The organism is Cuniculiplasma divulgatum, assembly GCA_031200235.1.
In the GTDB taxonomy this organism is placed as follows: domain Archaea; phylum Thermoplasmatota; class Thermoplasmata; order Thermoplasmatales; family Thermoplasmataceae; genus UBA509.
Genome location: CP133595.1, coordinates 1,052,449 through 1,077,123, shown reverse-complemented (window position 1 = coordinate 1,077,123; position 24,675 = coordinate 1,052,449). Strand labels below are relative to the sequence as shown.

Annotated in this window: 29 protein-coding genes, 1 tRNA gene and 1 rRNA gene; 7 read left to right on the top strand and 24 right to left on the bottom strand. The window is 47.2% G+C overall.

Annotation, left to right across the window (positions count from 1 at the left end):
* Window positions 1-4 precede the first annotated feature (4 nt).
* The 7 genes from RE469_05775 to RE469_05745 all read right to left on the bottom strand — a co-directional run bounded on the left by RE469_05775 (window position 5) and on the right by RE469_05745 (window position 4,040).
* Window positions 5-634 carry a hypothetical protein gene (locus tag RE469_05775; GenBank protein WMT43710.1) on the bottom strand — a complete coding sequence of 210 codons (630 nt, stop codon included), beginning with the start codon at window positions 632-634 and terminating at the stop codon, window positions 5-7.
* Between the two features lie 77 nt (window positions 635-711).
* Window positions 712-873, bottom strand: a complete 162-nt coding sequence (locus RE469_05770) for a hypothetical protein (GenBank protein ID WMT43709.1) — start codon at window positions 871-873, stop codon at window positions 712-714.
* 88 nt (window positions 874-961) lie between these two features.
* Window positions 962-1,216 carry a hypothetical protein gene (locus RE469_05765; protein WMT43708.1) on the bottom strand — a complete coding sequence of 85 codons (255 nt, stop codon included), beginning with the start codon at window positions 1,214-1,216 and terminating at the stop codon, window positions 962-964.
* Between the two features lie 9 nt (window positions 1,217-1,225).
* Window positions 1,226-1,753 (bottom strand): hypothetical protein, encoded by a 528-nt coding sequence (locus tag RE469_05760; protein ID WMT43707.1) that lies wholly within the window; start codon window positions 1,751-1,753, stop codon window positions 1,226-1,228.
* Window positions 1,754-1,793: 40 nt separating this feature from the next.
* A complete protein-coding gene (locus tag RE469_05755) occupies window positions 1,794-2,435 on the bottom strand; it encodes a hypothetical protein (GenBank protein WMT43706.1) in 642 nt (213 codons plus the stop codon).
* Between the two features lie 194 nt (window positions 2,436-2,629).
* The gene (locus tag RE469_05750) at window positions 2,630-3,919 is read right to left on the bottom strand and encodes a site-specific integrase (GenBank protein WMT43705.1); all 1,290 of its coding nucleotides are present in this window, start codon (window positions 3,917-3,919) and stop codon (window positions 2,630-2,632) included.
* A 49-nt stretch (window positions 3,920-3,968) separates the two neighbouring features.
* Window positions 3,969-4,040 (bottom strand) — tRNA-Ala (locus RE469_05745).
* A gap of 95 nt (window positions 4,041-4,135) precedes the next feature.
* On the opposite strand from RE469_05745, the gene RE469_05740 reads away from it, so the two are divergent.
* Window positions 4,136-5,704: a helicase-related protein gene (locus tag RE469_05740; GenBank protein WMT43704.1), complete on the top strand. Its 1,569-nt coding sequence runs from the start codon at window positions 4,136-4,138 to the stop codon at window positions 5,702-5,704.
* Here the strand turns inward: RE469_05740 and RE469_05735 are convergent.
* A complete protein-coding gene (locus RE469_05735) occupies window positions 5,697-6,653 on the bottom strand; it encodes a replication factor C small subunit (protein ID WMT43703.1) in 957 nt (318 codons plus the stop codon). The genes RE469_05740 and RE469_05735 overlap by 8 nt on opposite strands.
* A gap of 402 nt (window positions 6,654-7,055) precedes the next feature.
* Between RE469_05735 and purN the strand changes: the two genes are divergently transcribed.
* Entirely contained in the window at window positions 7,056-7,670 is a 615-nt protein-coding gene (gene purN / locus RE469_05730) for a phosphoribosylglycinamide formyltransferase (GenBank protein ID WMT43702.1), read from the top strand.
* Between the two features lie 44 nt (window positions 7,671-7,714).
* On the opposite strand, the gene RE469_05725 is transcribed toward purN, so the two are convergent.
* The 3 genes from RE469_05725 to RE469_05715 are packed head-to-tail and all read right to left on the bottom strand — an operon-like array spanning window position 7,715 to window position 10,327.
* Window positions 7,715-8,116, bottom strand: coding sequence for a Zn-ribbon domain-containing OB-fold protein (locus RE469_05725; GenBank protein WMT43701.1), 402 nt, complete (start codon window positions 8,114-8,116; stop codon window positions 7,715-7,717).
* Window positions 8,116-9,288: a thiolase domain-containing protein gene (locus RE469_05720; GenBank protein WMT43700.1), complete on the bottom strand. Its 1,173-nt coding sequence runs from the start codon at window positions 9,286-9,288 to the stop codon at window positions 8,116-8,118. Before RE469_05720 ends, RE469_05725 begins: the two co-directional genes overlap by 1 nt.
* Window positions 9,272-10,327, bottom strand: a complete 1,056-nt coding sequence (locus RE469_05715; GenBank protein ID WMT43699.1) for a hydroxymethylglutaryl-CoA synthase — start codon at window positions 10,325-10,327, stop codon at window positions 9,272-9,274. Before RE469_05715 ends, RE469_05720 begins: the two co-directional genes overlap by 17 nt.
* 192 nt (window positions 10,328-10,519) lie before the next feature.
* On the opposite strand from RE469_05715, the gene RE469_05710 reads away from it, so the two are divergent.
* The 3 genes from RE469_05710 to RE469_05700 all read left to right on the top strand — a co-directional run bounded on the left by RE469_05710 (window position 10,520) and on the right by RE469_05700 (window position 12,741).
* Window positions 10,520-10,741, top strand: coding sequence for a transcriptional regulator (locus tag RE469_05710; protein WMT43698.1), 222 nt, complete (start codon window positions 10,520-10,522; stop codon window positions 10,739-10,741).
* A gap of 153 nt (window positions 10,742-10,894) precedes the next feature.
* The gene (locus RE469_05705; protein ID WMT43697.1) at window positions 10,895-12,070 is read left to right on the top strand and encodes a DUF373 family protein; all 1,176 of its coding nucleotides are present in this window, start codon (window positions 10,895-10,897) and stop codon (window positions 12,068-12,070) included.
* Window positions 12,067-12,741 (top strand): DUF115 domain-containing protein, encoded by a 675-nt coding sequence (locus RE469_05700; protein WMT43696.1) that lies wholly within the window; start codon window positions 12,067-12,069, stop codon window positions 12,739-12,741. The genes RE469_05705 and RE469_05700 overlap by 4 nt, the downstream gene beginning before the upstream one ends.
* Here the strand turns inward: RE469_05700 and RE469_05695 are convergent.
* From RE469_05695 to RE469_05645, 11 genes are all read right to left on the bottom strand, one after another.
* The gene (locus RE469_05695) at window positions 12,731-13,381 is read right to left on the bottom strand and encodes a 2-phosphosulfolactate phosphatase (GenBank protein ID WMT43695.1); all 651 of its coding nucleotides are present in this window, start codon (window positions 13,379-13,381) and stop codon (window positions 12,731-12,733) included. The genes RE469_05700 and RE469_05695 overlap by 11 nt on opposite strands.
* A gap of 395 nt (window positions 13,382-13,776) precedes the next feature.
* On the bottom strand, window positions 13,777-14,091 hold the full coding sequence (gene rpl12p / locus RE469_05690; protein WMT43694.1) for a 50S ribosomal protein P1: 315 nt from the start codon (window positions 14,089-14,091) through the stop codon (window positions 13,777-13,779).
* A gap of 13 nt (window positions 14,092-14,104) precedes the next feature.
* Window positions 14,105-15,058 (bottom strand): 50S ribosomal protein L10, encoded by a 954-nt coding sequence (locus RE469_05685; GenBank protein ID WMT43693.1) that lies wholly within the window; start codon window positions 15,056-15,058, stop codon window positions 14,105-14,107.
* Window positions 15,055-15,720, bottom strand: coding sequence for a 50S ribosomal protein L1 (locus RE469_05680; protein ID WMT43692.1), 666 nt, complete (start codon window positions 15,718-15,720; stop codon window positions 15,055-15,057). The genes RE469_05685 and RE469_05680 overlap by 4 nt, the downstream gene beginning before the upstream one ends.
* A gap of 36 nt (window positions 15,721-15,756) precedes the next feature.
* Window positions 15,757-16,227 carry a 50S ribosomal protein L11 gene (locus RE469_05675; GenBank protein WMT43691.1) on the bottom strand — a complete coding sequence of 157 codons (471 nt, stop codon included), beginning with the start codon at window positions 16,225-16,227 and terminating at the stop codon, window positions 15,757-15,759.
* Window positions 16,228-16,353: 126 nt separating this feature from the next.
* The gene (locus RE469_05670; protein ID WMT43690.1) at window positions 16,354-16,812 is read right to left on the bottom strand and encodes a peroxiredoxin; all 459 of its coding nucleotides are present in this window, start codon (window positions 16,810-16,812) and stop codon (window positions 16,354-16,356) included.
* Window positions 16,813-16,883: 71 nt separating this feature from the next.
* Window positions 16,884-17,351 (bottom strand): DUF1947 domain-containing protein, encoded by a 468-nt coding sequence (locus RE469_05665; GenBank protein WMT43689.1) that lies wholly within the window; start codon window positions 17,349-17,351, stop codon window positions 16,884-16,886.
* The gene (locus tag RE469_05660; GenBank protein ID WMT43688.1) at window positions 17,351-18,769 is read right to left on the bottom strand and encodes a hypothetical protein; all 1,419 of its coding nucleotides are present in this window, start codon (window positions 18,767-18,769) and stop codon (window positions 17,351-17,353) included. The genes RE469_05665 and RE469_05660 overlap by 1 nt, the downstream gene beginning before the upstream one ends.
* A 5-nt stretch (window positions 18,770-18,774) precedes the next feature.
* Window positions 18,775-19,653 carry a transcription elongation factor Spt5 gene (locus RE469_05655; protein ID WMT45646.1) on the bottom strand — a complete coding sequence of 293 codons (879 nt, stop codon included), beginning with the start codon at window positions 19,651-19,653 and terminating at the stop codon, window positions 18,775-18,777.
* Window positions 19,654-19,667: 14 nt separating this feature from the next.
* Window positions 19,668-19,889 carry a protein translocase SEC61 complex subunit gamma gene (locus RE469_05650; GenBank protein WMT43687.1) on the bottom strand — a complete coding sequence of 74 codons (222 nt, stop codon included), beginning with the start codon at window positions 19,887-19,889 and terminating at the stop codon, window positions 19,668-19,670.
* 73 nt (window positions 19,890-19,962) lie between these two features.
* A complete protein-coding gene (locus tag RE469_05645) occupies window positions 19,963-20,127 on the bottom strand; it encodes a DUF2080 family transposase-associated protein (protein ID WMT43686.1) in 165 nt (54 codons plus the stop codon).
* A 10-nt stretch (window positions 20,128-20,137) separates the two neighbouring features.
* On the opposite strand from RE469_05645, the gene RE469_05640 reads away from it, so the two are divergent.
* Entirely contained in the window at window positions 20,138-21,127 is a 990-nt protein-coding gene (locus tag RE469_05640) for an ISNCY family transposase (GenBank protein WMT45645.1), read from the top strand.
* Window positions 21,128-21,225: 98 nt separating this feature from the next.
* Here the strand turns inward: RE469_05640 and RE469_05635 are convergent.
* Window positions 21,226-22,695 (bottom strand): 16S ribosomal RNA (locus tag RE469_05635).
* Window positions 22,696-23,083: 388 nt separating this feature from the next.
* On the opposite strand from RE469_05635, the gene RE469_05630 reads away from it, so the two are divergent.
* Window positions 23,084-24,259, top strand: a complete 1,176-nt coding sequence (locus RE469_05630) for an MFS transporter (GenBank protein WMT43685.1) — start codon at window positions 23,084-23,086, stop codon at window positions 24,257-24,259.
* 105 nt (window positions 24,260-24,364) lie between these two features.
* On the opposite strand, the gene RE469_05625 is transcribed toward RE469_05630, so the two are convergent.
* A complete protein-coding gene (locus RE469_05625) occupies window positions 24,365-24,550 on the bottom strand; it encodes a DNA-directed RNA polymerase subunit K (protein WMT45644.1) in 186 nt (61 codons plus the stop codon).
* Between the last annotated feature and the right edge of the window lie 125 nt (window positions 24,551-24,675).

Here is a 24,675-nt window from a genome sequence, read left to right as displayed (position 1 = left end):
CGATTTACACTGGATTACGACGGTTGTCTGCGGCATCATGAAGTCTGGAAAAGTCCTCCACGGTCAGAGGATCGAACATATCAACCTCATCCGAGTAGGAATATCCGCATCCGCAGTCGAATCTGATGGCAAGGTGCCTGATTGTTACATCTATGTGCAGATCGTCATTCACCACGTATCTTGCGGCCCTGTTGCCGGTTATATCGGCAATAAGAGGCCTGCGGCGGCCGCATTCCGGGCATATCACATTGCCACCGGAATTCCTGAACCTGACTATGAAATAAAAGTGACCCTTCTCTATCAGCTTCCAGAAGAGCATGGGGTCCCTTTTGATCATATGGGTGTATATTTCCTCGGACCTGGTTCTGAGCTCTACCCTTCGCCTATCTTTTTCATCCTGAATTCTGTCGATGAAGTTTCTCTTTTTGAGCCTTTTAATGGCTTTATCGATCCACTCGTGCTTGAGCTCGTTGGTGGAAGTAATCTCATCCTCCATTTTGTCTGAAAACATCATGTATAAGTCTGTGGTGTAAGTCCTCTCAAAACTTCTTTCTCTGTCCTGAATGGTCCTCAGCACCATCTCCGCATTCTTATCTTCGGGAAGGCGGTAATCTATGGGCGTAGAAAGAAGCACAATTCTAGAAAGGCATTTTCATTATAGCCTTTCCGTTGGGCATCCTGCAATTTAGTCAGGAGTTTCAGAAACCAAGGCTATGTTGGTCTCTTTTCGTCCTCAACGCTAATGCCACTTGATGAGATGGACAAGGCAACAAAATGGGCACTGTTTCCAATTACATAAGCTATGTCGAAAAGATAGAGATAGTTAGAGACATTCCTTGTGTAGAATGCAAGGACATTGACTATAAGTGTCACGATAGAGACTAAAATGACAAAGAGCAAATGATGTGGGTATTTACTCAGCAATTGGATTTACAACTCCTTGAATGCTCACTTTGACACCTTATTCTCTTTTCTGTTTCTTGCCAAATATCTCGTCTGTCCTCTGTCGGAGTTTACCACTTCGTGCACCGGTGAGTACACCTATTGTCAGGAGAATTATAGAAATTAGGAAAGCTAATCCTCCGTACAGAAAAGCATCTGCCAATATTGAACCGTTAAAATTAAAAATTGCCCCTATAACTAAAACAATAAGAGAAGCGAAGAACAGAAAGGTACCCACGGTCATTACTTTGTTTATCGGATGAAATTTAACCATTTTATCACCTCATTTATAGTCATTTTTGAATTTCTTAATGAATTCTAGCATTTGCTCCTCTTTCGCTCCATGCTTTCCGACGTAGTTGTAAAAGCCCGCCTCATCTAATTCACCGCTAAGGTATTTATTCGCCGCTTCGTTAAGCATTCTAGAATATTTCGTTGTCCCATATGGTTTTCTTATGAACAGGTTAGTGTATTCTACAGTCTTACCATCCGGTGATTTCACCGCCCCTGGCAGATCAGAAAGAATGTCGTGGTCGGATTTCCACATTCTTGTGCCCTGAATCCTATTTTGTCTCATCACTCTTGTAAAGCCCCCTGATCCGAGTGTTCCAATAATCGGATTTATTCCATAATCACGTGCCTTAAATATGCCATACAGGAGAGCTGAGAGGCCAATCCCAAAGGGGACGAAGAATCCAAGGAAGGACCCCCAATAACTGTAAATTAGAATTTTTGGATATCTGAGAGAGACTACAGTATCAACAGATATTATTGTGATCCCGATAATGATTAACACAAGTCTGTATCTCATAGAACCACCATGCTATAATGGGTGAGACTATTTAAATACCTCATAGAGAACAACCGATTGCTTTCTCGCATATATAGTCTGCACCAAGTTCACACGCTACGTGAACGCCAATATCTATTACCGTTTGAAGGACAACGTCGCAAATAGATGCCACGACTCCAAAACAGACGACATAAACAATAGGATCTTCTATGAATTCCAGACATACAATACCCGATGCCTCCTCGCAAGCCAAGTCCTCAGAAACTCCATCTGCGAGAAGTGTACAGAGCACCGTTCCAAGAGCATGGCAGATAAGACACTCGATGGCATTTGGGTCCGATTTTATGTTCGAGAGAGCGACATCCTGGTTAGCAGTCGTAACCCTGCCGTTCGAGTTCAGTCCGCTTCCCTCAACATGAACAATTTTCTTACCGTCGATTGTGTCAATGTACTTCGTCTTGAATTTATTGGTTATTGTTTTTCCGCTATGCTGTATTACGTATGTAATCGAGGCATTTGATGAAGTTTCTCCTTCGATAATGTACTTCCAGTTTAGGAGTGCACCAGGGCCCTCTTTAAATTGCACAACCGTAACTCCTTCGGTTACGTTTGTTGCTCCCACCTTATAGGTCTCTGTGTGTGGCACGCTTATTTTGGTAATCTTCCTGCCTTTTGCATCAAAACAATTACTGCAACTCATAATTTATGAATAAAATCATGTTATAAAAATGTTGGCCCTATTAACTAGGGCGGCATAAAAGCATAGAAACGATCGCAGGTTTCTGCTTTTATCAGTTTAGCTAATCGAATTATATTTATTACCTTCACGCATAATGCGAACAAGAGCCTATAACTCTATCTAACTTCATTTATCGAAACCCCTAGATAGCCCAACTAAAACGGCATTTTCATTATAGCCTTTCCGTTTGGCAGGACTGCCTGGAACTCGTATCCTTCGCCTAGCAGTTTCTCTATCTCATTCATGGGAACAAGTCTCTGCTTCGAGCCGTTGCTGGCCATGGCTCCTGCCACCTTGTCCCTGAGTAGCTTCTGGAAGTCGTCGCTGCTTATGTCGGTGAGATCCATTTTGTCAATCTCCTCCTGTTTGTAGCCAACTGCTGATAGGAGTTGCTGCTGCAAATATAATCGAGCCTTGTCCTCCTCAAGCTCGCTGTATCTGGTCTCAAGGAATTTCGTGCTCTTCCTGTAAGCCTCTCTCATCTCCTCGATCACATCAGGAGGTAGCCGTTTGTTCGTTGAGTATCTTGCTTCTATGTCTCCCTTGTGGCCCATGATGAACTGTCTCCATGGATGGGATATCAGGCCCTTTGCCTCTGCTATGTCCAGTGCCGTTGAGAAATACGCTCTCATGACATATGGGCGCATCCTCAGGCCTGAGTTTTCTATTGCTTCCCTTATATCCCTGGTAACAAGGGTGGTTCTCAGGAATGCGTTCTTCCTTACTCCCCTGACATCGAACTGCAACAATGGAGACTCGTAGGTCAGCTCTTCGCCCTGTTTCCTTCTTTCTTCAAGATATTCTTTGATGTAGGTACCTCCTTCCTCACCGATGAAGCTGAAGTACTGGTGCCTTGCCTTGCTCAGCTTGTTTTTCACCACAATCATTGCAGGGGTCTTTTCGAACTGTATTTCATCAGATATACGTAATTCTTTGATGTCGCCAAGTTTCAATCCGTCTGTGCCTTCGTAATCTCCTAGGGATTCAGGTCTCAGCCCAGAAAAAGCCATAATGCCTATGGCAGCTCTCCCTCTTGATGTGGCTTTTCTGAGTATTCTTGCCAGTTCATCTTTGCCGGGCACCCTTTCGTTAACGATTGTCGGTGTTTCGTTCTCCCCGGATATGTTAACGGTTAACTGCAAACCGATATCGTTAAACTTCAGCCATGAAAGTATGACCTTCTTAAATCTCGCTATGTATGATCCTGCCTTGCCTTCTTTTTCCATCTTCCGGACAAAATCTGTGAATTCATATCTGAAATTCTTCTCGTTGGCTTTTGCCTTCCTCAGGATTTCCTTCGTATCGGTATGGGTAAGCTCACAATAGTGGCCAAGATTTCTTAATGCCACTGTTGCCGTCAGTACAGACTTTGCCCTCAGGTTCTCGTACCACCTTCTCACATCATCGTCAAGAAGCAGTTCCTGGTACTTCGGCTGCATGGTCATGAGAACATAACGAGTGGTGCAATAAAAAGTATTCGATTAATAGATTAAATGGACCGGTCGGGATTTGAACCCGAGGCCTCCTGCTTGCGAAGCAGGCGATCTACCGCTGATCTACCGGCCCTTCAATGCTTATGTCGGATCTCTTAAAAATGTTGCCACTTCTGCGATGCGGGAAGATGGAATAATCATATTAATATTGAGGCGTAATTAACCGGTGTGACGCAAAACTTCCTTGGAGGTAATATAGAGCCAAGGGAATATCAGATTAACATTTTTAATTCCGCCAGGGAGTTTAACACACTTGTTGTATTGCCCACCGGACTCGGGAAAACGGTAATTGCAGCCATGCTTGCGGAATACATTCTTTTCGAAAAAAATGAGAAAGTACTTTTTCTGGCCCCCACAAGGCCGCTGGTAATGCAGCACCTTGCAACAATGAAAAGGCTTTTCAGCACCCATAATATTGAAATCTCGGCTTTTACGGGAGAAATAGACAATGAGGATAGGCTACTGCTGTGGACAACTTCCAGATTGATTATATCAACACCCCAGGTGGCAGAGAATGATCTGAGGAATGGCCTCTTCGATATATCCCGCTTCGGTCTCATTGTGTTTGATGAAGCCCACAGGGCAACCGGGAACTACGCCTACTCAACGATTGCAAGGCACTTCCTGGAGGCCAGGAAGAGGCTTGTGCTTGGGATCACAGCAAGTCCTGGAAGCGATAGGGAAAAGCTCGACGAAATAACCCGAACCCTGGGAATTGAACGCGTGATCATCAAGAGCGAGCATGACCAGGATGTGGAGAAATACATCGGTGGAATAAAAATAGAAGTAGTAAAACTGGAGCTCCCACAATATATCAGGAATCTCTTGTCCACACTTAAGAAGGTGCTCAGGAACATTACTGAAAAACTTAGGGAGGCTGGATTCATGGGCTCAGGCAATTTTTCCCGCAGCGAAATGGCCAAGAAGATCACAGAGGTAGTTCAGAGAGCCAGGACTGAAGACAGTAAGCTTTTCGGCATAATTCCATACATGTCAGCTGCCATCAGAATAGATTACCTGCTGGAATACCTTGAAACACAGGGAATAGAAATCGCGTGGGACTATGTTTCCCAGATACTGTCTGGCCAGGACAAGACCCTGAGGAGAACAGCTTCCATACTTCAGAAGATGCCGGAATTCAGGGAATTCATGAATGAATTCAATTCACTTATGGAAGAGAAGCCTGACAATCCGAAAATGATCACCGTCCTGAGACTCTGTGAGTATAGAATAACAGAGAATCCGGATTCCAGAATCATAGTATTCACCCATTTCAGGAAGACCTCAGATCTTCTCACCGAATTTCTTTCCACCAGATCCCGGAAAATCAGGCCGGTGAGGTTCATTGGGCAGTCCAGCAAAGGTGAGGATGCCGGCATAAGGCAGAAGGATCAGGATGCCATAATAAGGAATTTCAGGGAGAACACATATAATGTTATGGTCGCCACAAGCGTGGCTGAGGAAGGCCTGGATATACCCTCAACAGATCTTGTAATATTTTTTGAGCCAGTTCCTTCTGAAATCAGGAGCATTCAGCGCAGAGGAAGAACCGGCAGGACCCATGCAGGTGATGTCAAAATACTGATGTACATGGATACAAGGGACAGTGCCTATTACTATTCAAGCATAAGAAAGGAGGCAAGAATGAAAACAAACATCGAGAGGGTTTCCAATTCATTTCATCCCGAATCTGCGCCAAAGAAGAGAAATTTCAACCTTGATGACTTCATTAATTGAATTCCTGGCCTATATAGGCAAGCCTGGCCATCAGTGCGTCGAGCTGTATGGTATCGCTGGAGCCCTCCACAATCCTGAACTCAGATTCACCCAGGGCCATTATTATCTGAAGTTTCTGCCTGGGTGATATGAGCTCTTTCCTCACCACTGAATGTATTCCCCTGACAATGTCAATTCCGGAAAGCCCCTGCTCAATCATCATTGAATCAAGGGTTTCCCGTGCATCATCAAAAAGGCCACTGAGCGCCTTTGAAAGCAGGGATTTGTACTGCTTCGGGTTGGCCATTCCGGAAATCTCGTAAATTCTTGATGCTGTCATTTCTCCCGAGGATTTTATGGTCTGCAGAATGTTCAACGCCTTTCTCATATCCCCTTCAGATATTTCAGTGATGGCTGCCATTGCATCATCGTCTATGGTAAAGTTCTCCTGCTTCGCTATGACCTCTATCCTCTTTTTCATGTCTTCCGGCCTTATGGGCCTGAAACGCATAACAACTGTCCTTGACTGTATGGGCGGAATTATCTGGGAGGAATAGTTGCATGAGAAGATAAACCGCGTCGCTGACGAATAAAGCTCCATTGTCCTCCTCAGCGCCGCCTGTGCTTCGGGAGTGAGCTGATCCGCCTCGTCCAGAAATATTATCTTGAACCCGAGCCCATTGGATGGCATTATCCTGGCAAAATCCTTCACGTTATCCCTGATAACATCAATTCCTCTCTCATTTGATGCATTGAGTTCAAGGAAATTGTCTCTCCAGTCCTCACCAAACAGCTCGATGGCCACCGACAGTGCGGCGGTAGTTTTCCCAACGCCAGCAGGGCCAGCAAATATTAGATGAGGCAGTTCCCTGTGCCTAACAAAGGACTGCAGCTTACGGATTATTTCGTCCTGCCCCACAATATCTGACAGCTTTCTGGGTCTGTATTTTTCCGTCCATATGTCTATCATTTCTTTTCCTCGTGTTATCCGTCCTATGACGTTATCCGCAGTGGCAGTGTGTGTTGATGCGAACCTTAATCTCTAATCCTTCAGGCAGTTTCGTGCATCCATGGATTACATGGACTTCTTTGAGATATGAGATATCCATGGCTATGATCAGCATATTGCCCCCATTCCACCCTGAGGTTTCAGTTGCAATTTGAACAATACATCTTCCACGGAACATGCTCACATATGGGTGAGTCCGCCAACAACACATTATTTTCTGTCCAATAATAAGCTTTTCATTTCAGTTATCGGCTGAAATCTATAGATGATGATTCGTTCCATAACCCTGAAGTTTATCCATCAGAACACTGACGGGGTGCTGCCACAATAATGATTTAAAAGTACTCATGATACGTAATCAGGATGACAGGTATTGTTGTTTTCGCTTCGGGCAGGGGCACAACACTTCAGGCTATTATTGAAGCAGTCAGGGGGCACCGGATACTGGCTTCCATTTCTGCAGTCATATCCGACCACGACGATTCGGGTGCACTTGAACGGGCCAGAATATCCGGAATAAGGGCAATTTTTATGGACCCATCGCCTGGAAAAGAGAAATTTTATGCCGGTATAATGCGGGAACTTGCCGGTATCAGCCCTGAAATAATAGTGCTGGCTGGATTCATGAGAATTATCCCAACTGAAATTCTCCTCAATTTCACGGCCCCTGTGATTAACCTTCACCCCTCACTTCTTCCCTGCTTTGGCGGTAAGGGCATGTATGGAATTCATGTGCACAGTAAGGTTATGGAGAGCGGAGCAAGATATTCTGGATGCACCGTGCATTTTGTGACACCTGATGTTGATGCCGGACCCATAATTGTCCAGAAAGTTGCGGAAGTGCTGGACAGTGATACTCCAGAAAGCCTGGCTGACAGAATCAGGCCACTGGAGCATGAGGCGGTTGTGGAGGCCATTCAGCTCGTCTTATCAAAGAATTACATTATCTCTGGAAAAAGGGTCATCAGAAAAGGATAAAATAGAAAAAAGATTTTATGGTTTTGAAAACTGGTTCCCAGTACTCATGCCAGGACAAACTTGTATCCGTATTCTATGATTCCCGATTCCCCTTCCTGGGCAACCCTTCTGAATACCGATGTGACTCTTTTTCCCATCTCAACTTCCCCGGGATCACTGTCAACTATCTGACCGGTCACCGAGGGGCCGTCATCCAGCCTTATTATTGCGATTATATATGGCCTCTGCCTGGTAAAGGCCGGCGGGACGTCGTGCACCACGCTGAAGGATTCTATTGTCCCGTTTCCGGACAGCGTGAATTCCTTCATCTTGCCGATGGATTCTCTGTGGCAGATGGGGCAAACGTCACGAGGCGGGAAAAATATCCTCTTGCAGTTCCCGCACTGATTGCCCATGAGCCTGTATCTGTGAACCGATTCTCTCCAGAACCTTGAAACCTCTCCCATTATTCACCACCCACTATATGTACAACAGACATGGAACCCGTTCCGGCCATGCTGTGCAGTAGGGCATATTTTGGACCCTTAACCTGTCTTTCCCCACATTTGCCCTTTAGCTGCCTGTAGGCTTCAACAAACTGCCCGACTCCCGTGGCTCCGAATGGGTTTCCCTTGGCCTTGAGGCCACCAGACGGATTAATTGGAATCCTTCCTCCCAGTTTTATGTCGTCGAATACCAGGTCCTTTGCATGCCCTCTCTCTGCAAAACCAAGCTCCTCCAGTTCGATAAGGCCGTAAATACTGTAGGAATCATGCAGTTCTGCAAATGATATATCTTCAAGCTTCACGTGGGCTTTCTCCAGAGCGGCTTTGCCAGCTATCCTTGCCGAATCCAGTGCATAAAGAGATTTCCTGCTGTGGACGGCAAGATAGTCCTGGGCATCCGCCGAACCGGCAATCCTTATGCCATCAATCTTGTTTTTCTTCACGTATTTTTCGGATGCAAGGATTATTGCAGCTGCACCGTCACTGACAGGGCTGCAGTCCATAAGGTTCAGCGGTTCCGCCACGGGAGTTGCGCCCATTGCCTGCTCCACGCTGATCTTGTTCTTGAACTGCGCATCCGGATTCTTTGAGGCATTCAGGTGATCATTCACAGACATCATGGCAAGTGCCTCCTTATCAACACCGAAGTCGGCCATGTATTTTCTGGCTGTAATGGCAGCAAGAGATGCAGGAGTAGCTCCGAAGAATGCCTCCCATTCCCTGTCAAGAACCGAGCTTGTCAGGTCTATTATCTCTGAGCCGTATACGTCAGTCATCTTCTCCACACCGCCAACCATCACCACATCGTATTCCCCTGACTTGATTGCCAGGCTGGCCTGCCTCACGGCAGCACCGCCTGATGCTGTGGATGCCTCGACCCTAATTGCAGGGATATGATTCTCTGCAATTCCCGAGAAATCAGAAATGAGCGCGCCGATGTTCTCCTGGCCATTGATTATGCCAGCAAGGCTGTTGCTTCCGTAGAGCACCTGGATATCCCTTGAGAATATGCCGGCGTTCTCGATGGCTTTCAGTCCTGCCTCAACTGCCAGTTCCCTGAGAGATCTTTCCCACAGTTCACCAAACTTTGTCTCTCCTGCCCCTATTATGTAAACATCACTCAACGCCTTCACCTACCACTATTTTCTTCTTGAATTTTGCATACATTGCGTAGTCCAGCCACCTGACCTTGCTCAGCATTTCCTTTATTGTTGGAGCTGCCTGCCTGTCCATCTCCTCTATTGCATCTGTCACGGTGAGATCGAACGCATCGGATCCTGCACCGGAACCGAATGACGTCGCCAGTATCCTGTCACCAGGTTTGGCGATATCAAGCACCGCTGAAAGGCCGGTCATCATGGAAGCAGAATATGTGTTCCCTATGACTGGGGTCAGAAGGCCATCCTTTATCTGGGGTTCCGTGAATCCCAGGGTCTTGGCTGCTCTTGACGGAAATTTCCCGTTGGGCTGGTGGAATACCGCATAATCATAATCAACGGGCTCCGTTTTCATTCTCTCCATCATCATCCTGGCCGCAGAAAGCGTATGCCTGAAATATGCGGGTTCACCTGTGAATCTCTCTCCGTGGCTAGGATATGGCTGGCCCTCCCTTCTCCAGAAATCCGGAGTATCGGAAGTGACTGAAAGAGTGCTGTTGATCTCCGCAATGACATTTTCCCTTCCAACAACAAAGGCAGTTCCTCCGGCAGATGCCGTATATTCCAGAACATCACCAGGCGCCCCCTGTGATGTGTCAGCACCTATTGCCATTCCGTACTTGATCATTGAGGAATCCACCATTGCCTTGACATTCTGAACACCGGCTGTGCCTGCCTTGCATGCAAATTCATAATCAGCAGCAAACAGAGAGAAGTCAACGCCAAGTGCCGACGCAACTATTGTTGCAGTTGGCTTCACGGCATATGGGTGGGATTCAGAGCCTACATATATCGCCCCAATTTCCCTGGGATCAATACCCTTCCTTTTCATTGCATTCCTGGCAGCCTCAACCGATATGGTTGCAACATCCTCATCGGGGGCTGGCACGGATTTACTCAATATGTATATGCCGTTTTTAAGGGCATCCACGTCCTCTCCCCATACCCTGGCTATTTCCTCAGGTTTTATCCTGAACCGGGGAATGTAGGAGCCGTATGTGACTATTCCAGACATCAGTACACCGAACTTGTGAGTGTGTGCATATATATAAAAATTCACGAAACACGATTCAGCGTTTGCCGATTTCCCACTGTGATCTATCCTGCAATTTGGGTGTGCCTTCCTGACAGGAAAAACTGGATAATGCTGTTAGATGCAATAATATTTATATGCTTTTTCACTAACCAATTTCATAAAGGTGAAATAATGGCCGATGTTAGCCTCAATCCCAACGAAAAGAAAGTTTACGATGCCGTAAAGAAACTTGGTGCAATTTCGGATGACAAGGTCAAATCTGCTGACGACATTATGAAAGCGGCGGGTGTGGGAAAGGCCATTGTGACTTCAGCGCTTCAGACGCTTGCAACCAAGGGGTACGTCAAGAGAGTTGCAAGGGCGAAAAGTGCCGGATATTACGCTCTTAAGTAATTATATAGGTTGTATCTGAATCCCATTAGATACTTTTATATTTTAAGTTTGCATCTTTTATTTGCGTCGAGGACGTATGTAGGTATATGGTCAGATGGAAACCATACATCAAAGGCTATATACTCGCCTTGACTTGATATGGTGATATCGATCATGACCACTCTGGTTCTGAACATAGACAGGGATAACGATTTCGGGGAGAAGGCTGGACTAGAGGGTCCCATAGTCGGTTATGAGGCATGCTACGCGGCTGCGCTCAAGCTGATCACCATTGATCCGGAGGATTCAGATGCCAATGCACTTTTTGGGGCAATAAGGCATTATGAGGAACTGCTCAGGCAGGGACAGAGCGCCCAGATTGCCCTTGTTACAGGAGATATGGATGTGGGACAGGTTTCCGATGAGAGAATCGGGAGCCAGCTGGACCTGCTTCTTTCCAACAGTGATTATGATGACGTTATCCTTGTTACGGACGGGGCGGAGGATGACTACATTGTTCCCCTCATCATATCAAGGAAAAGAATACGCTATGTGAAACACATCATTGTGCGTCACAACCAGAACATAGAATCAATGTACTATTACATAGTGAAGGCGCTCAAGGATAAGAAGCTCATAAACAAATTTATCATACCTCTGGGGCTTGTTTTCCTGACCTATGGTATTGTTTCACTGGGCTTCATAATTTATGGCGCCCTTGTGAGCAGGTCACTTGCTGTTGACCCGAGCCTTGGCGCCGTAACCTTTGTGACCATTGTCCTTGGAGCATACCTTGTGGAAAGGGGATTCGAGCTTGGAAGGATATTCGTTGGTATGTTGAAGTCTGTGAGAGAGTATGCACAGGAGACCCGGATCATTTTTCTATCGTATGTCATAGCCGCAAGCCTTGTTTTTGTTGGGATTGCATCAAGCTACGTCATAACAAGGAGTACCATGAAGAACCCTGTGGACGGCGTCCTGATCTTCCTTTCAATGTTCACATGGTGGATATATGGAGCTTTCTTTGCAAGGGAAGGCGGATCGGCAATCGAGATGTACATAAACAACAACCGCACTGGAATATTCAAGACCCTTTACGGCCTCATGTTTTCTCTGTCGGTCGCATTCATCGTTTATGGAATGATAAACTACATCAGGTACATCCTTGCTTTCATACCGTTCTCTTCTGCAATCATAAGCATATTCTTCCTGGTGCTGGGACTTATCATCGCAATGCTCTCTTCCATGGTGCACAGATACTTCACGGACAGGGGAGAGATCACGGAACTGAAGCCTGCATCCAACAGCAGCTCCACCTCAACAGTAAACAATGCTCCTGAGCACAAATGAACCCGGAACTATGGAATTCCTATTATTCAAGAATCTCCGCAGATCTTGGTTTTTCAACGCAGGACGATTACACGAGTTCCCTTCTGCTTTCCGGGATACTTGGAGACCGTTCACGACTTTCCCTCCTTCATGATTATTCCGCGGCTAGCATCATGGTCGTGGGAAATGCAGCCTCAATGCCAGATGACCTTGCCAGGATGCACGGCGACATGAGCATAGTGGCTGATTCTGCTTTGCCTGCATATATGGACTTGATGTCCTATCCGGAAATTGTTGTAACAGACCTTGATGGCAGCATTGCGAAAATAGAGGAGGCCTCAGCAGGTGGAAGCCTGCTTGTTGTGCATGCGCATGGCGATAACATGGATAAGATCAGGGAAAACCAGCAGCTTCTGAGTGGCAGGGTGCTTGGGACAACACAGAACTCTCCACTGTGGAACGTATACAACTTCTATGGCTTCACAGACGGCGATCGGGCTGCTTTTCTCGCCGATTATCTGGGTGCTGAAACCATTTTGCTGGCTGGTTTTGACTTCGAACACCCAAATTTGAAGCCGGGCCAGGACATGGAAAGGAAGCTGAAGAAACTCAAGTGGGCCAGAAAGCTCCTTCAAGAGCTCGCAGCTGAACGAGGCAGGACGCTGCCGGATACAGGAAGCCTCATAATCTGACAATCCAGCCGTCAGTATACTCCAGTGCAAAATGGGCAGAGTCCAGCTGAAGGCATGCTTCTATGTCCTGGCCTGATCCCATGATTCTCAGCCTTGCAGCACCCTTTGACTGCCTTACTCTGTCAGCGTATATTTTGAAATCAGGATTTGAACCTTCCAGCATTTCCCTGAGATATTCACCGAAGATCTGATCCTCATCGGCGGACCCATCCGGCCTGCCTGACAGAATTATGTCCACATTGTCTTCTGAGGAAAGCGCCTCTGCAATGGCACCTGCATTGATGAATGAACCTATGAGTATGCGCCCCGTTCCAGAAATTTTCCTGAGCACCCTGGTTCCATTGGTGGATGTGAATACAATGGTCTTCCCGTCCACATGGGCATTCATGAGTTCCACAGGGGAGTTGTTGTAGTCGAATCCGGGTATGCGAAGCCCGTATCTTTCACCCACAAGGACGTAGCCAGGGTTGAGGCGTCTCAACTTTCTTGCCTCCCTGATGGAATCTGTGGGGAGGATTCTGGCTGCTCCACGGGCCATAATCACCGGCATTGAGGATGTGGACCTGAATATATCAACAAGCACCTTGGTGGATTTATCAAAGTTCCGGGCACGGCGACCCTCAATAATACGGACAGTCAACAGCACATTATGCTCCTGGATCTAAATATTCTTTGCTGCGGTCCCGGAGTTGAAGACACCGCAGCTCGTTTTCATCCGGCTTTCCCATGAGAGCTGTTGAATAACTGTACATGGAAATCCAGGTAAAAACACCTGCATTGGACTTTATGATAATTACGGTCTGAAAAAACGTTTTTGGAGCAGGTTTCCGTGTGACTGCCTCAGGAATACGATTTCTTCTTCTGGTCATCGTCTGCCATGAGGATTCCCATGAAAATCGAGATGGTGATCCAGACTATGGCGATTATAAGCAGCAATATGCTGGGCTCTATGAATATTGAAATTATTAATAAAATTGCGGGGATGTAATATTTTAACATGCCCCAAAAATAGCTGTAGTAGTCCATTCAGTGCCCTTATCCGAAAAGTGAACTGAGACCTGCAAGAGCGTCCTCTTCGGATGCCTCTTCCTTCTTCTCTTCTTTCTTTTCTTCCTTCTTGGACTCTGCCTTCTTTGGTGCTTCTGCAGCGTGGGCTGGTGCAGCAACAGCCATACTGGCTGCGTTCTTCAGCACCTCGTCGATCTTGACCTCTTTCAGGCTTGACACCAGTGACTTCAGCCTTGCATCATCTGCCTTGACTCCTGCCTCTGTAAGTACCTTCTTGAGGTTTTCCTCATCCACTTCTTTCCCTGCTGAGTGAAGCAGCAGTGCTCCATATATATATTCCATTTTCTATACCTCCTTATCCAAATAGCGCGCTAAGGCCCTCTGAAGCCTTATCTTCATCGTCTTCCTTGCTTTCTTCCTTGGGTGCTTCAGGCGCAGCCTCGTGGGCTGAACCCTTTTCCTCGGCTTCTCCTGACATTGCTCTGTTCAGTGCTGTGGCTTCCCTAATCGCTTTCAATATAAATAACTCTACATTGCTTTCGTCCACAGTACCGGTGTCAAGAGCCAGAGCCTCGGCAGCGATCCTTGCCTTTATGATCAGGTCAGGCACGATCTCCTTCACCAGGAACATGGCATCAAGTGCTATATTTCTGGCCTGCGAGAATGCAGTGACCATCTGGCTCAGTACCATCTCCTGGGTGATGGATATTGCCTCCCTGTTGAATATCACTCCATCGCTGTAGGCCCCTATTACGTCAAGGCCCACGGTAACAGGCAATATTTCCAGCTTTTCAAGGATCTTTGCCTTATCCTTTGGAATGACCTCACCACTCTTTACGTAGAGTGTTTCCTTCTTGATGACAATCTTTCCCTTGTCTATGGCCGTCTGTAACCCTGCCTTCTGGAACTCACTTATCATGGGTCCTGGAGGGAAATTTGTGGCCATTTCGGGAATGATGATATCATGATCAGCTATTTCCCCGCCCCTTGCTGCAGCCTTCTGTTTCTTGCTTTCAAGAATGGAATAAAGCTTGGATGGTGTTTCTCCCGTTGTAACAACGGCAATCTGCCCGGAGGCGAGTTTCCCAAGTTCAGCTATTCTCTCCTTCTTTATGTCAGCAAGGGCCTTTAAGAGCAGCCTCTTTCTCACTACACGTATCTTTGCGTCTCCCTTGAGTTCTTTCCTTATCTTCTGCAGCTGCGCGTTTCTTATTCCCTTTATGCTAACAAGGGCAGTTACGGGGCTGCTGTTCAGATCCTCAACAAGAGAATTTACAGTTTCAACTTTCCACTGAGCTGGGTGCCTCATTCTATAACCTCCAGATTCAACTTTACGGGTTTGCCCATGGTGGTCTTGAGGAAGACTGAATCTATGTTTCCATACCCCTTCTCAAGCTTGCTCACAATCCTCTTGATTACTGCACTGAGATTCTCAGCAATATCCTCGTTGCTCATGAGCTTGGTGCCAATGGGAACATGGAAAGTCCTTCTGTCCCTGCTTCTGGCCCTCACGGTTCTCTTAAGGCTGGCGATGAGCGGCGTTGGATCCTGGCCTGGCGGCAGAGGCCTGGGGATCTTACCTCTGGGACCAAGAACCTGACCCAGTGTCTTACCGATGTTTGCCATGAGTGTTGCTTCAGCAATGAAAAAGTCAATCCTGTTTGCCAGTTTCTTGAATGCTTTCTTATCGTCTGCAAATTTTGACAGATCCTCTGGGCCATAAATAAAATCTGCTGAGTTCTTTGCCTTGCTCTTCATGTCCTCAGTACCGAACACAGCGACCCTGAGATCCTTCCCTCTCCCTTTGGGAAGAGCTATTTCCTCGTTAATCCTGCTCTTGGGATTTGTGAGATCAACTTCCTTTATGTTTATGGCAAGTTCAATGCTTTCCGGGAACTTCCTTTCCGGGGAAGCTTTCTTGACCTCTTCAATCTGTGCGAGCAATTCCTTCTTTGATGCCAATATTTTCACCTCTGTAGTGCCTGCGAGATAAAATCTCTCCTACAGTTAAATCTTGATTTCACCTTTCTTTATAAGCATTTGCGCCTCTTTTGGATCCTTGCCATCTATTGTGATGCCAAGCGAGACGCATGTTCCAATTACCTCCAGGACTGCAGCCGTCAGGCTGTTTGCCATCATGCTGTCCATCTTCATGCGGGCAACCTTCTTTATCTGCTCAATGGTTGCATTTCCTGCCACTGCCTCCTTTCTCTTGGCTGCCCCTGTCTCGATTCCTATCTCCTTCTTTATGAGGGCGGACGTGGGAGGAATTCCAACCTTTATTTCGTACTTCTTGGTGGCCGCGTCGATGACCACAAGTGTGACTGGAACCTGCATTCCCTGAAAATCCTTTGTCTTCTCGTTAATTTCTTTTACTATCTGTCCCAGATTCAGTCCAAGAGGACCAAGTGCTGGGCCAAGGGGTGGGCCCGTTGAGGCTTTTCCTCCTTCAACCATGGTACTGACTGATTGTGCCAAATGTATTCACCTATGAGTTTCACCACATGGCTAACAAACACTTTAAACTTTTTATTACCTGTTTCCTGAAAGTCCGGGAACTCTCGCCAATAAAATCCGGAATTATCCTGGCATAACTGAAACCAGTCAGTTAACCAGTTTCAGCTCCCTGAGCTTCTGCATCACTTCAGGGGCATGATCCTTTGGAGAGACCCTGGGATATACGTAGGCTATTTTCCCATCCGGTCCCACGATGTATGTCACCCTTGAGGCACTCCTTGTCCCCAGCACCCTGTAATCCGATGCTATCTTCTTGCTGTTGTCCACCACAAGAGTGAAGTTAAGGTTGTATTTATCAGCGAATTTCCTGTGTGAATTCTGGGTGTTTACGCTTACGCCGAGAACCTTCACACCAGCCTGCTCATATGCAGTGATGTTGTCCCTGAAGCTGCATGCTTCCGCAGTGCATCCCGGTGTGTCATCTGCAGGGTAGAAATACACAATTACAGGCTTTCCAATGAAATCTCTAAGCTTCACTGGCCTGCCGTCCTGATCCACGGATTCAAAGTCCGGTGCCTTTTCACCAATTTTAAGAAGTTCTGCCATGAATCTTAATACATGATATGCATATAATCTTTATAATCAGACAGATGCAGATAAGTTCAAATATTGATGTATCAGGAATAGAATTTCTTCAGTATCTTATCCCCGGGGAAGTGCATGAGGGTGATCACCTGCCCCTTCTTGTTCTCCATGATATCTGAAGCATCCCTGTCTGCAACCCCAACTGCAATGTACTGGTTATTCCTGTTCCTGATATAGACCATATCCCCTTTCTTGATTGCAGGATCCATCTCGGTTATGCCCTGGGCAAAAACATTGGATCCGTTGATAATATGAGGAACGGCTCCATCGTCCACGGTTACGTTGCCCCTTGAGGGGTGGAAGTCGTTTATGAGGAACAGAGTGGGTACCGTGCTTTCGCCAACGTACAGATATGGCTTCCCGGAACCGAAGTAGCATTTCTCGCCCTTCCTCTGGTCAATCTCTATTCCATCTGGCGGAAGATCTATGCCCATTCCCATGAGTGTATCGTGCACATCCCTTGCCTCCTTCCTTGACACAAAATGACGGCCCAGCTGCATCACCTCAAAAATATTTTTATATTCTCCAGCTCCTCTGGAAGCGCATCCGGTCCCCGTTTGATTATGCTGCACACGTGATCCCTGATCTTCCATGCAAGATCCTTTTCCGTATCCGTGAACTGCCACTCCCTGTTCCTGCTTTCCCCGATGCAGTCCAGGAACGCATAGAAAAGTGATTTCCTGACGTTTGAACTGCCAAGGTTCTTTTCTGCATTTCTTATGGATTTCTCACGTCCATGCGCAAAATAATCCATCAGAACGTCCACAAGAAACTGGGAGTCAGGAGACCATCCGGACACCTCCACGGAATTCCTGATATCCATCCCCCTGGAGGCGTTCTGGATGGATTCAATCTGATCCACAGGAGACCCATGTGATGATGCTATTACGGCCTCATCCACCTCAGGAAACAGTTCTTTCAGGATTTCCCGGCCATGCGATGGCCAGACTGCCTCCAGCACCTTCCTCTCGGAAAAGGCATCCATCTGGAATCCCCTGTTTGTTTCATGCAGTATCTCTATGATCTTGCTGTCGGGAACATACTTGAAAGGATATTTACCGGCAAGTTCCTCCGGAGTCTTGAATACCTCCTCGCCGATGATATAATAGCCCGTCTTCACCGCTTCGTTCACCCTGTAATCCATTATGTCCCTGATGAAGGTCCTGTCGTTGATCTTGCCCTGCATGTACATCCCCAGGGAGTTTGCAGGTATTCCGGAAAGTGTTGAGCCGAGAAAATCACAGGAAAATGAAATGTCTGCAGAAACATCCGGGGTCAGTATATGCTTTAGAATCAGGTTTACTGTGTTCAGGGTTGAATTTTCCATCACGTTGATGGTAACTGCAGAAAGATGCGATACTGCAAGCGTGTGCCCGCTGTTGCCTATGGTTATTGATGATCCTTCAGACGTGAACTGCACGCCCTCGTCTTTCAGGAGGTCCTTGAAGAACTCCACGCCTGGAGATGTGTTCTTGCATGATCCCAGAAAGAAATTTGATGAAGAATACACCCGAACTCCCTTAGTCTTTGCCAGTGAAGAAAATGCAAGCATCCTCCACAGGGGATCGTCAAAGTGCTGTATCCCGGCAAGCACCGTGTCATCGGTGGAGCCACCACGTTTTGCGTACTCTATGCTGCCGAACTGTGTCTTAAGCACTCCGAAGACCGTGTTCTGATCTGATTCCATGGCCCTGTGTGTTTCACTGAGCCCGGAAAGAATCTGGTCTGGCGATTTTGAATATTTATCATAGTTTCCTGAAGCGCTAAGGGATGCAATCTTCTTCTCGTAGGTCCTGAAGGGGCAGAACATACCACCGTCAACGCATTGTGGTACAATGACGGACGGGTCCTGGAACAGCTTCTCCATGTGCCCCAGAAAATCCCGCTGCTTTTCTCTTGAAGTGCTCTTGAGCCTCATAGGCATTATTTGTTGTCCAGCATCCTGATGGCCTCGGCCCTGACCGTGACCGGGATAGGCACCATGGACTCCACCAGCTGGACTGTGACCTCTTCCTTGCCCGAATCGATGGACATTATCTTGGCCTTCTCGCCCTTGAATGGCCCATCTATAAGTTCAACAAAAGCTCCCAGTTCAAGACCAGTAACGGCAGGCTTTGGCGTGAGATAGTGCTCAATCTCTTCCAGTTTTATGTCACCCTCCACCATTCCCTTGTAACCCTTGATCCCCTTGGCAATGAAAGAAACGCGGTCAGGATGCATGGTCTCAACGAAAACGTAACCCTTGACCTCGTGTGGTGCCATTATGGCGAATACCTCATTTGTGGCCTTTGGGTCACGTTCCAGCCTTTCCTGCTTATCCTTTTCACTTCTTCTCTCCAGATCCCTGGAAACTGGGAATTCATTTCCCACTGTGGTCTTAATTGCCACTATGACTGGCGACAGTGTCAGGGTGAATTCTTTCTGGAGACGGTGTATTCCATCGTCAGATTCCACTGTTACAACAAATGATGCCCTGTCTCCAAGATAGCCGCCCTTTGGGGTTGTGAATACCAGGGTGAGTTTTCTTTCCTTTTTGCCGTCTATGTCAAATTCTTCCGACACCGGTTTATTGTCAATGGGGGAAAGCGAGAAGGTCTTTGTCTTCTGGTCCTGAATAGCAAGTGACCACTCAACAAGTTTATCCACCTGGTTAAACTCCGATGAAACCGTGATTCTGAATCTCCTCTTTGAGGACTGTATGTTCCGGACCGTAACAGGAACTTCAACAGGCCTGTCACTACCAACACTCAGGCTGGCAACATCCATTCTTATCCATTCAAACTGATTTTCTGCATTTTCCATGTTCAAACACACACCTATGGCACAGGCACGTAGACTCCCATGATAAGGTATATGAAAAATCCCACGAGCCCGAGCAGTATTATTCCCACACCCGTTATGAGAACGACCTTGATATATTCATCCCTGGTGGGCTTCTTTGCCATCCTGAGGATTCTGGAGTACTTTCCCTTTCCTATTCCTCCAATCTTACGCTCTATCTTATTCTGAACATCAAGGAGTTTATCATCCACGGTCATGATCAATCAACATTCCATTAACATAATGACAAATAAAACCTTTCTCAAATATGAGACTTCGGGACAGAAGTCGTCACTCCTGGTCTTTTTCAATTATGAGATAGGCCTTCTTTCCCAGGAATTCCTTGGGGCAATCCACCTTTGCTCCTGATCCGAATTTTGTCACAACTTTTTCCATATAGGCTTGAATGTTTCTTACAGTAATCTCATTGGCCTCAACAACCTGAACCTTCTTCACAAATGTATATATATTCGGTATATATCATACTTTCGTGATCACCCAGGATCAGTACGAGGCATTCAGGGATAACATCAACACACTGATAGAAGAGTACAGGCAGAAATTCTCAGTGCCGGTGATCTCAGATACAAAGAAATATGAGGAAATATACAGGAAAAGACTTCTTGGAATGTCAGTGGAACTCAGATCCATGATCGATCATGCATCCTCCATTGCCATAAATGAATATGGCAGGCCATCTTTACTGAACGCTAAGGAGAAAGCATTCATACTCCTGACAAAGGAGATAATGAAGCTAAGCAACAGGAGAATGGCATATGGGCTGCCGCTGTTTGGAATTGACAGAATCATCTCATACAAGACCGTTGAAAGGCTCTATTCAGATCCCCTTGTTATCATGATACTGAACAACCTCTTCATTGAAACACTGAGGAAAAAGGAGATCGGGAAATGTGATGCTGCTGGCGATGGAACAGGCTATTCCCTCACTGTAACCAAGCATTACCGATCAATGAGGGAGAAACATGGAGAATCCGTAAAGAAAGGGCAGTTCGTCTATTCATTCGCCCTGATGGACCTCAGTACAAGGATGTACATTGGGTATGCCGTCTCCCTCAGATCGGAGAGGGACGCATACATGAAAGCCCTGGACATGATCGCCAATCTGAGGATAGATCTGGAAAGCATCAGGCTGGACAGATACTATTCTGGACAGAGCATACTTGATGACTTCTCTGAAAACACAAGGATATTCATCATACCGAAGAAGAATTCCAGAATAAGGGGGCCATGGGCATGGAGGCATATGATCCTTAGGTTCATGAACGATCCCATAGCATACCTGAGGGAATACTTCAAAAGAAGCAACTCCGAGGCAGGATTCTCCTCAGACAAGAGATCGACAGGGCACATGATATTCCAGAGAAGAAAAGATCGTATAGAGACCTCAGGATTCTGCAAGGGACTTCTGCACAACCTGATGCTTGTGAATGGGTAGGGCTACTTATGTCCCAGAGTCCAAATATGAGAAAATAAATACACAACTAAATTGACTAACTGGCTGGAGAAGATTATGCCTGTGACTCGCCACTACTTAGGAGGTGATCCATCCGCAGGTTCCCCTACGGATACCTTGTTACGACTTAACCCTCCTCACTGACATCAGATTCGAGTTTGTTCTCTCGAGCATACCCTCATCCAACACCAGCTCGGATGGTTTGACGGGCGGTGTGTGCAAGGAGCAGGGGCATATTCACCGCGGGCTGTTGACCCGCGATTACTACGGAATCCACATTCATGAGGGCGAGTTACAGCCCTCAATCCTAACTACGAACAGGTTTCGAGGTTAGCTACCCCTTTCGAGGTCGCAACTCATTGTCCTGTCCTTTGTAGCGCGCGTGTAGCCCGGGAGATTCGGGGCGTACTGACCTGCCGTCGACCCCTCCTTCCTCCAGCTTAGCGCTGGCGGTCCCTCTAAAGTGCCGTTGCCCGCAAAGACAACATGGCAATTAAAGATGGGGGTCTCGCTCGTTATCACACTTAAGTGAACGCCCTACGGTACGAGCTGACGACGGCCATGCACCACCTCTCCTTCTATCGAGTAAACTCGTCAGGTTGACTCTCATCCAAAGGTCGCTCCCGGTGAGTTTTCCGGCGTTGAATCCAATTAAACCGCACGCTCCTCCCGTTGCGGTGCTCCCCCGCCAATTCCTTTAAGTTTCAGCCTTGCGACCATACTCCCCAAGCGGCCCACTTAACACCTTCGCTCCGGCACTGCCTCCCCTCAACGGAGAGGCAACACCAAGTGGGCAGTGTTTACAGCTAGGACTACCCGGGTATCTAATCCGGTTTGCTCCCCTAGCCCTCGTTCCTCACCGTCGGATCTGTTCTAGTTGAACGCCTTCGCCACCGGTTGTCCTTCCAGGATTACAGGATTTTACCCCTACCCCAGAAGTACATTCAACCTCACCCAGTCCCTAGTCCCACAGTCTCTTCAGAGGGTCTCCCGTTGAGCGGGAGAATTTATCTGAAGATTTACAGGACCGGCTACGAACGCTTTAGGCTCAATAAAAGTGACCACCACTCGAGCTGCGGGTGTTACCGCGGCGGCTGGCACCCGTCTTACCCAGCTCTTATTCCTCAAGCTTTTTAGGCTTAAGAAAAGCCTTGACATTGTCAAGGCACTCAGGTTTCCCGTGTCGCGCTTTCGCGCATTGCACAGTTTTCGCGCCTGCTGCGCCCCGTAGGGCCTGGACTTGTGTCTCAGAGTCCATCTCCGGGCTCCCCCTCTCAGGGCCCGTACCCGTCCTCGGCTATGTGGTCCTTTACACCACATACTACCTGATAGGCCGCAGACTCATCCTCAGGCGCCGGAGCTTTTGCCACCAAAGCATTCCAGCATATGGTAGCTATGGGGAATTACCCTCAGTTTCCCGAGGTTATACCCCACCTGGGGTTAGATTGTCCGCGTGTTACTGAGCGGTACGCCGGTGTCTTGCGACCCCATGACTCGCATGGCTTAGTCGAAACCTGATAGCAGTGGCCGCCGGCAGGATCAACCGGAGTTAATCCTTTATGAAATATTATGGAAAATTGGCGAGCCACAGTTTGCACCTTTTCTCCTGTCAGAAGTGAGTTTTGCCTCACAACTCCATGTTTACCAGACCTGGAATCAAGGGTTCATACTGAACTCAAACGTTCTGTCCCCCTATCGCCTTATGTTCTGATATCTATTTGGCCAATTAGCCATTTAGTGCGTAATCCGACTTATAGCAAAACAATATATAACGTTTTCGAAGTGGTGCAGGTTGTGTTCTGCTTTGCTTTAAATAGATCCAGGAATACAGTTGCCTTACCTTCAGTATTGACGCATCTGGTTCATTGATTCTGGCAGGATCACGATGCATCTCCGTGGTCAAAACCTTAAGTGTGAATGGATCCTTAAACTTCTGGAATGCAGTCGATGCACCGTTCCATGCCATGGGCAATCTATGCCTCACGTGGAATTTACGGAATGAACTGGTTCTCAATCGCCCCGGGCCTTCCGTACATTATCAGTGGCCTTGGCATGACCACTGTTCAGGGCGGTCTTGTGGCCACATCATTCTACCTGGGAATCATTCCATTTCAGGTACTGGGTGGGGTTCTCTCATCCAGATTTGGGAATTCCATCATCTCCATTTCCGGAATGGCCATCCTTGGCATCTTTACAGTGCTGTCATCCGGGGCGCATAATTTCAGCGTTCTGTTTGCTTGGAGATTCCTGGCCGGCTCGGGGTCAGCAATGTTCTCATCGCCTGCGCTGGCATTTCTCTCCTCCCTGGATAGCCGCAGAGATCTCACCATGCGTGTGGGTCTTTACAATGCAGCCTTCAGCATAGGATCTGCATTCGGCATAGTGTTTTTCACTTTCACCGATGCCACCCTGGGATGGAGAATGACCTTTCTCGTGGCAGGTTTGCTTGCCCTTGCATCGGTACCCATCATGGCCATAAGTGCCAGGGGCATTGCCACTTCACCCGCTCCCCAGATAAACGATGGTTACAGGATATCTCATTCTGTAAGGGGAGTGTGGCGTTTCTCCCTCTCGGCGGCCATTGCTGTTCTTGCGGAGGCCATCATAGGGCAGGTATTCATCCTGTACTCCGAAAGGCATGTGCAGCTTGGTGGATATCTTTCCGGGACCATTGTAACTGCCTTCATGCTTGTGGGATTCATTGGCGGCATCATCTGGGGAAAGTACTTCAGGCCATCTGGAACCAGAAATGCCATGTTTATCTCCACTGTATCCATTCTTTCTGCAACGTTCTTCCTGATCCCGTTCCTGAAAACATTTGCTTCCCTCCTTGCCATTATATCCCTGGATGGAGTGCTCACCGCTGCGATTCTGTCAATGACCTACTCGAGAGTGATAGAAAGTGCTGTTGATGCTGAAAGGGTAGGCCTGGCCCTTGGCCTCAACAATTTTCTACAGAAGGTTATTGCTTTCGGATCTCCTGCTCTCTTCATTCTGATTGGTGTGACCTACGGCTACGGAATATCGTGGGTTTTCTTTGGAGCCGCCGGTATCGTTTGTCTGCTTGCATATCCGCTGGAGCGTCTGGCAACTCAGGAATCAGCACCCAGTTAGGAACGAGAAAAACAGTTATGACACCATCTGGCAGATACTGTTGCTGCAGGCGTATGGCTTTCCCGGGCAAGACCAAAAAAAATTTGGAAATTTTGTTATGTGAGGTCAGTCCTGCTTCTCATTTTCTCTTTTTATTGTTATGGGGATGACATTGTTATCGAATTCCATTATTGCTATGTCCACAGGGTCCATGATGTGAGGTGGGATATCAATAATAACCGGGGCACCCATGGAAATCTGAAGGGCCCGTGCACCTATAATCCTAGCTTTTTCAAATTTGGTGAACGACATAAGAACCAATAGAATCGTTAGGTAATGAAACAGATTATATTAAACTTACATGCATCTGAAATGTTCACAGTCATGAAATATCCCGGGCCGGAACCACCGTGCCGCCGTTGATTTCCACCTGAGCA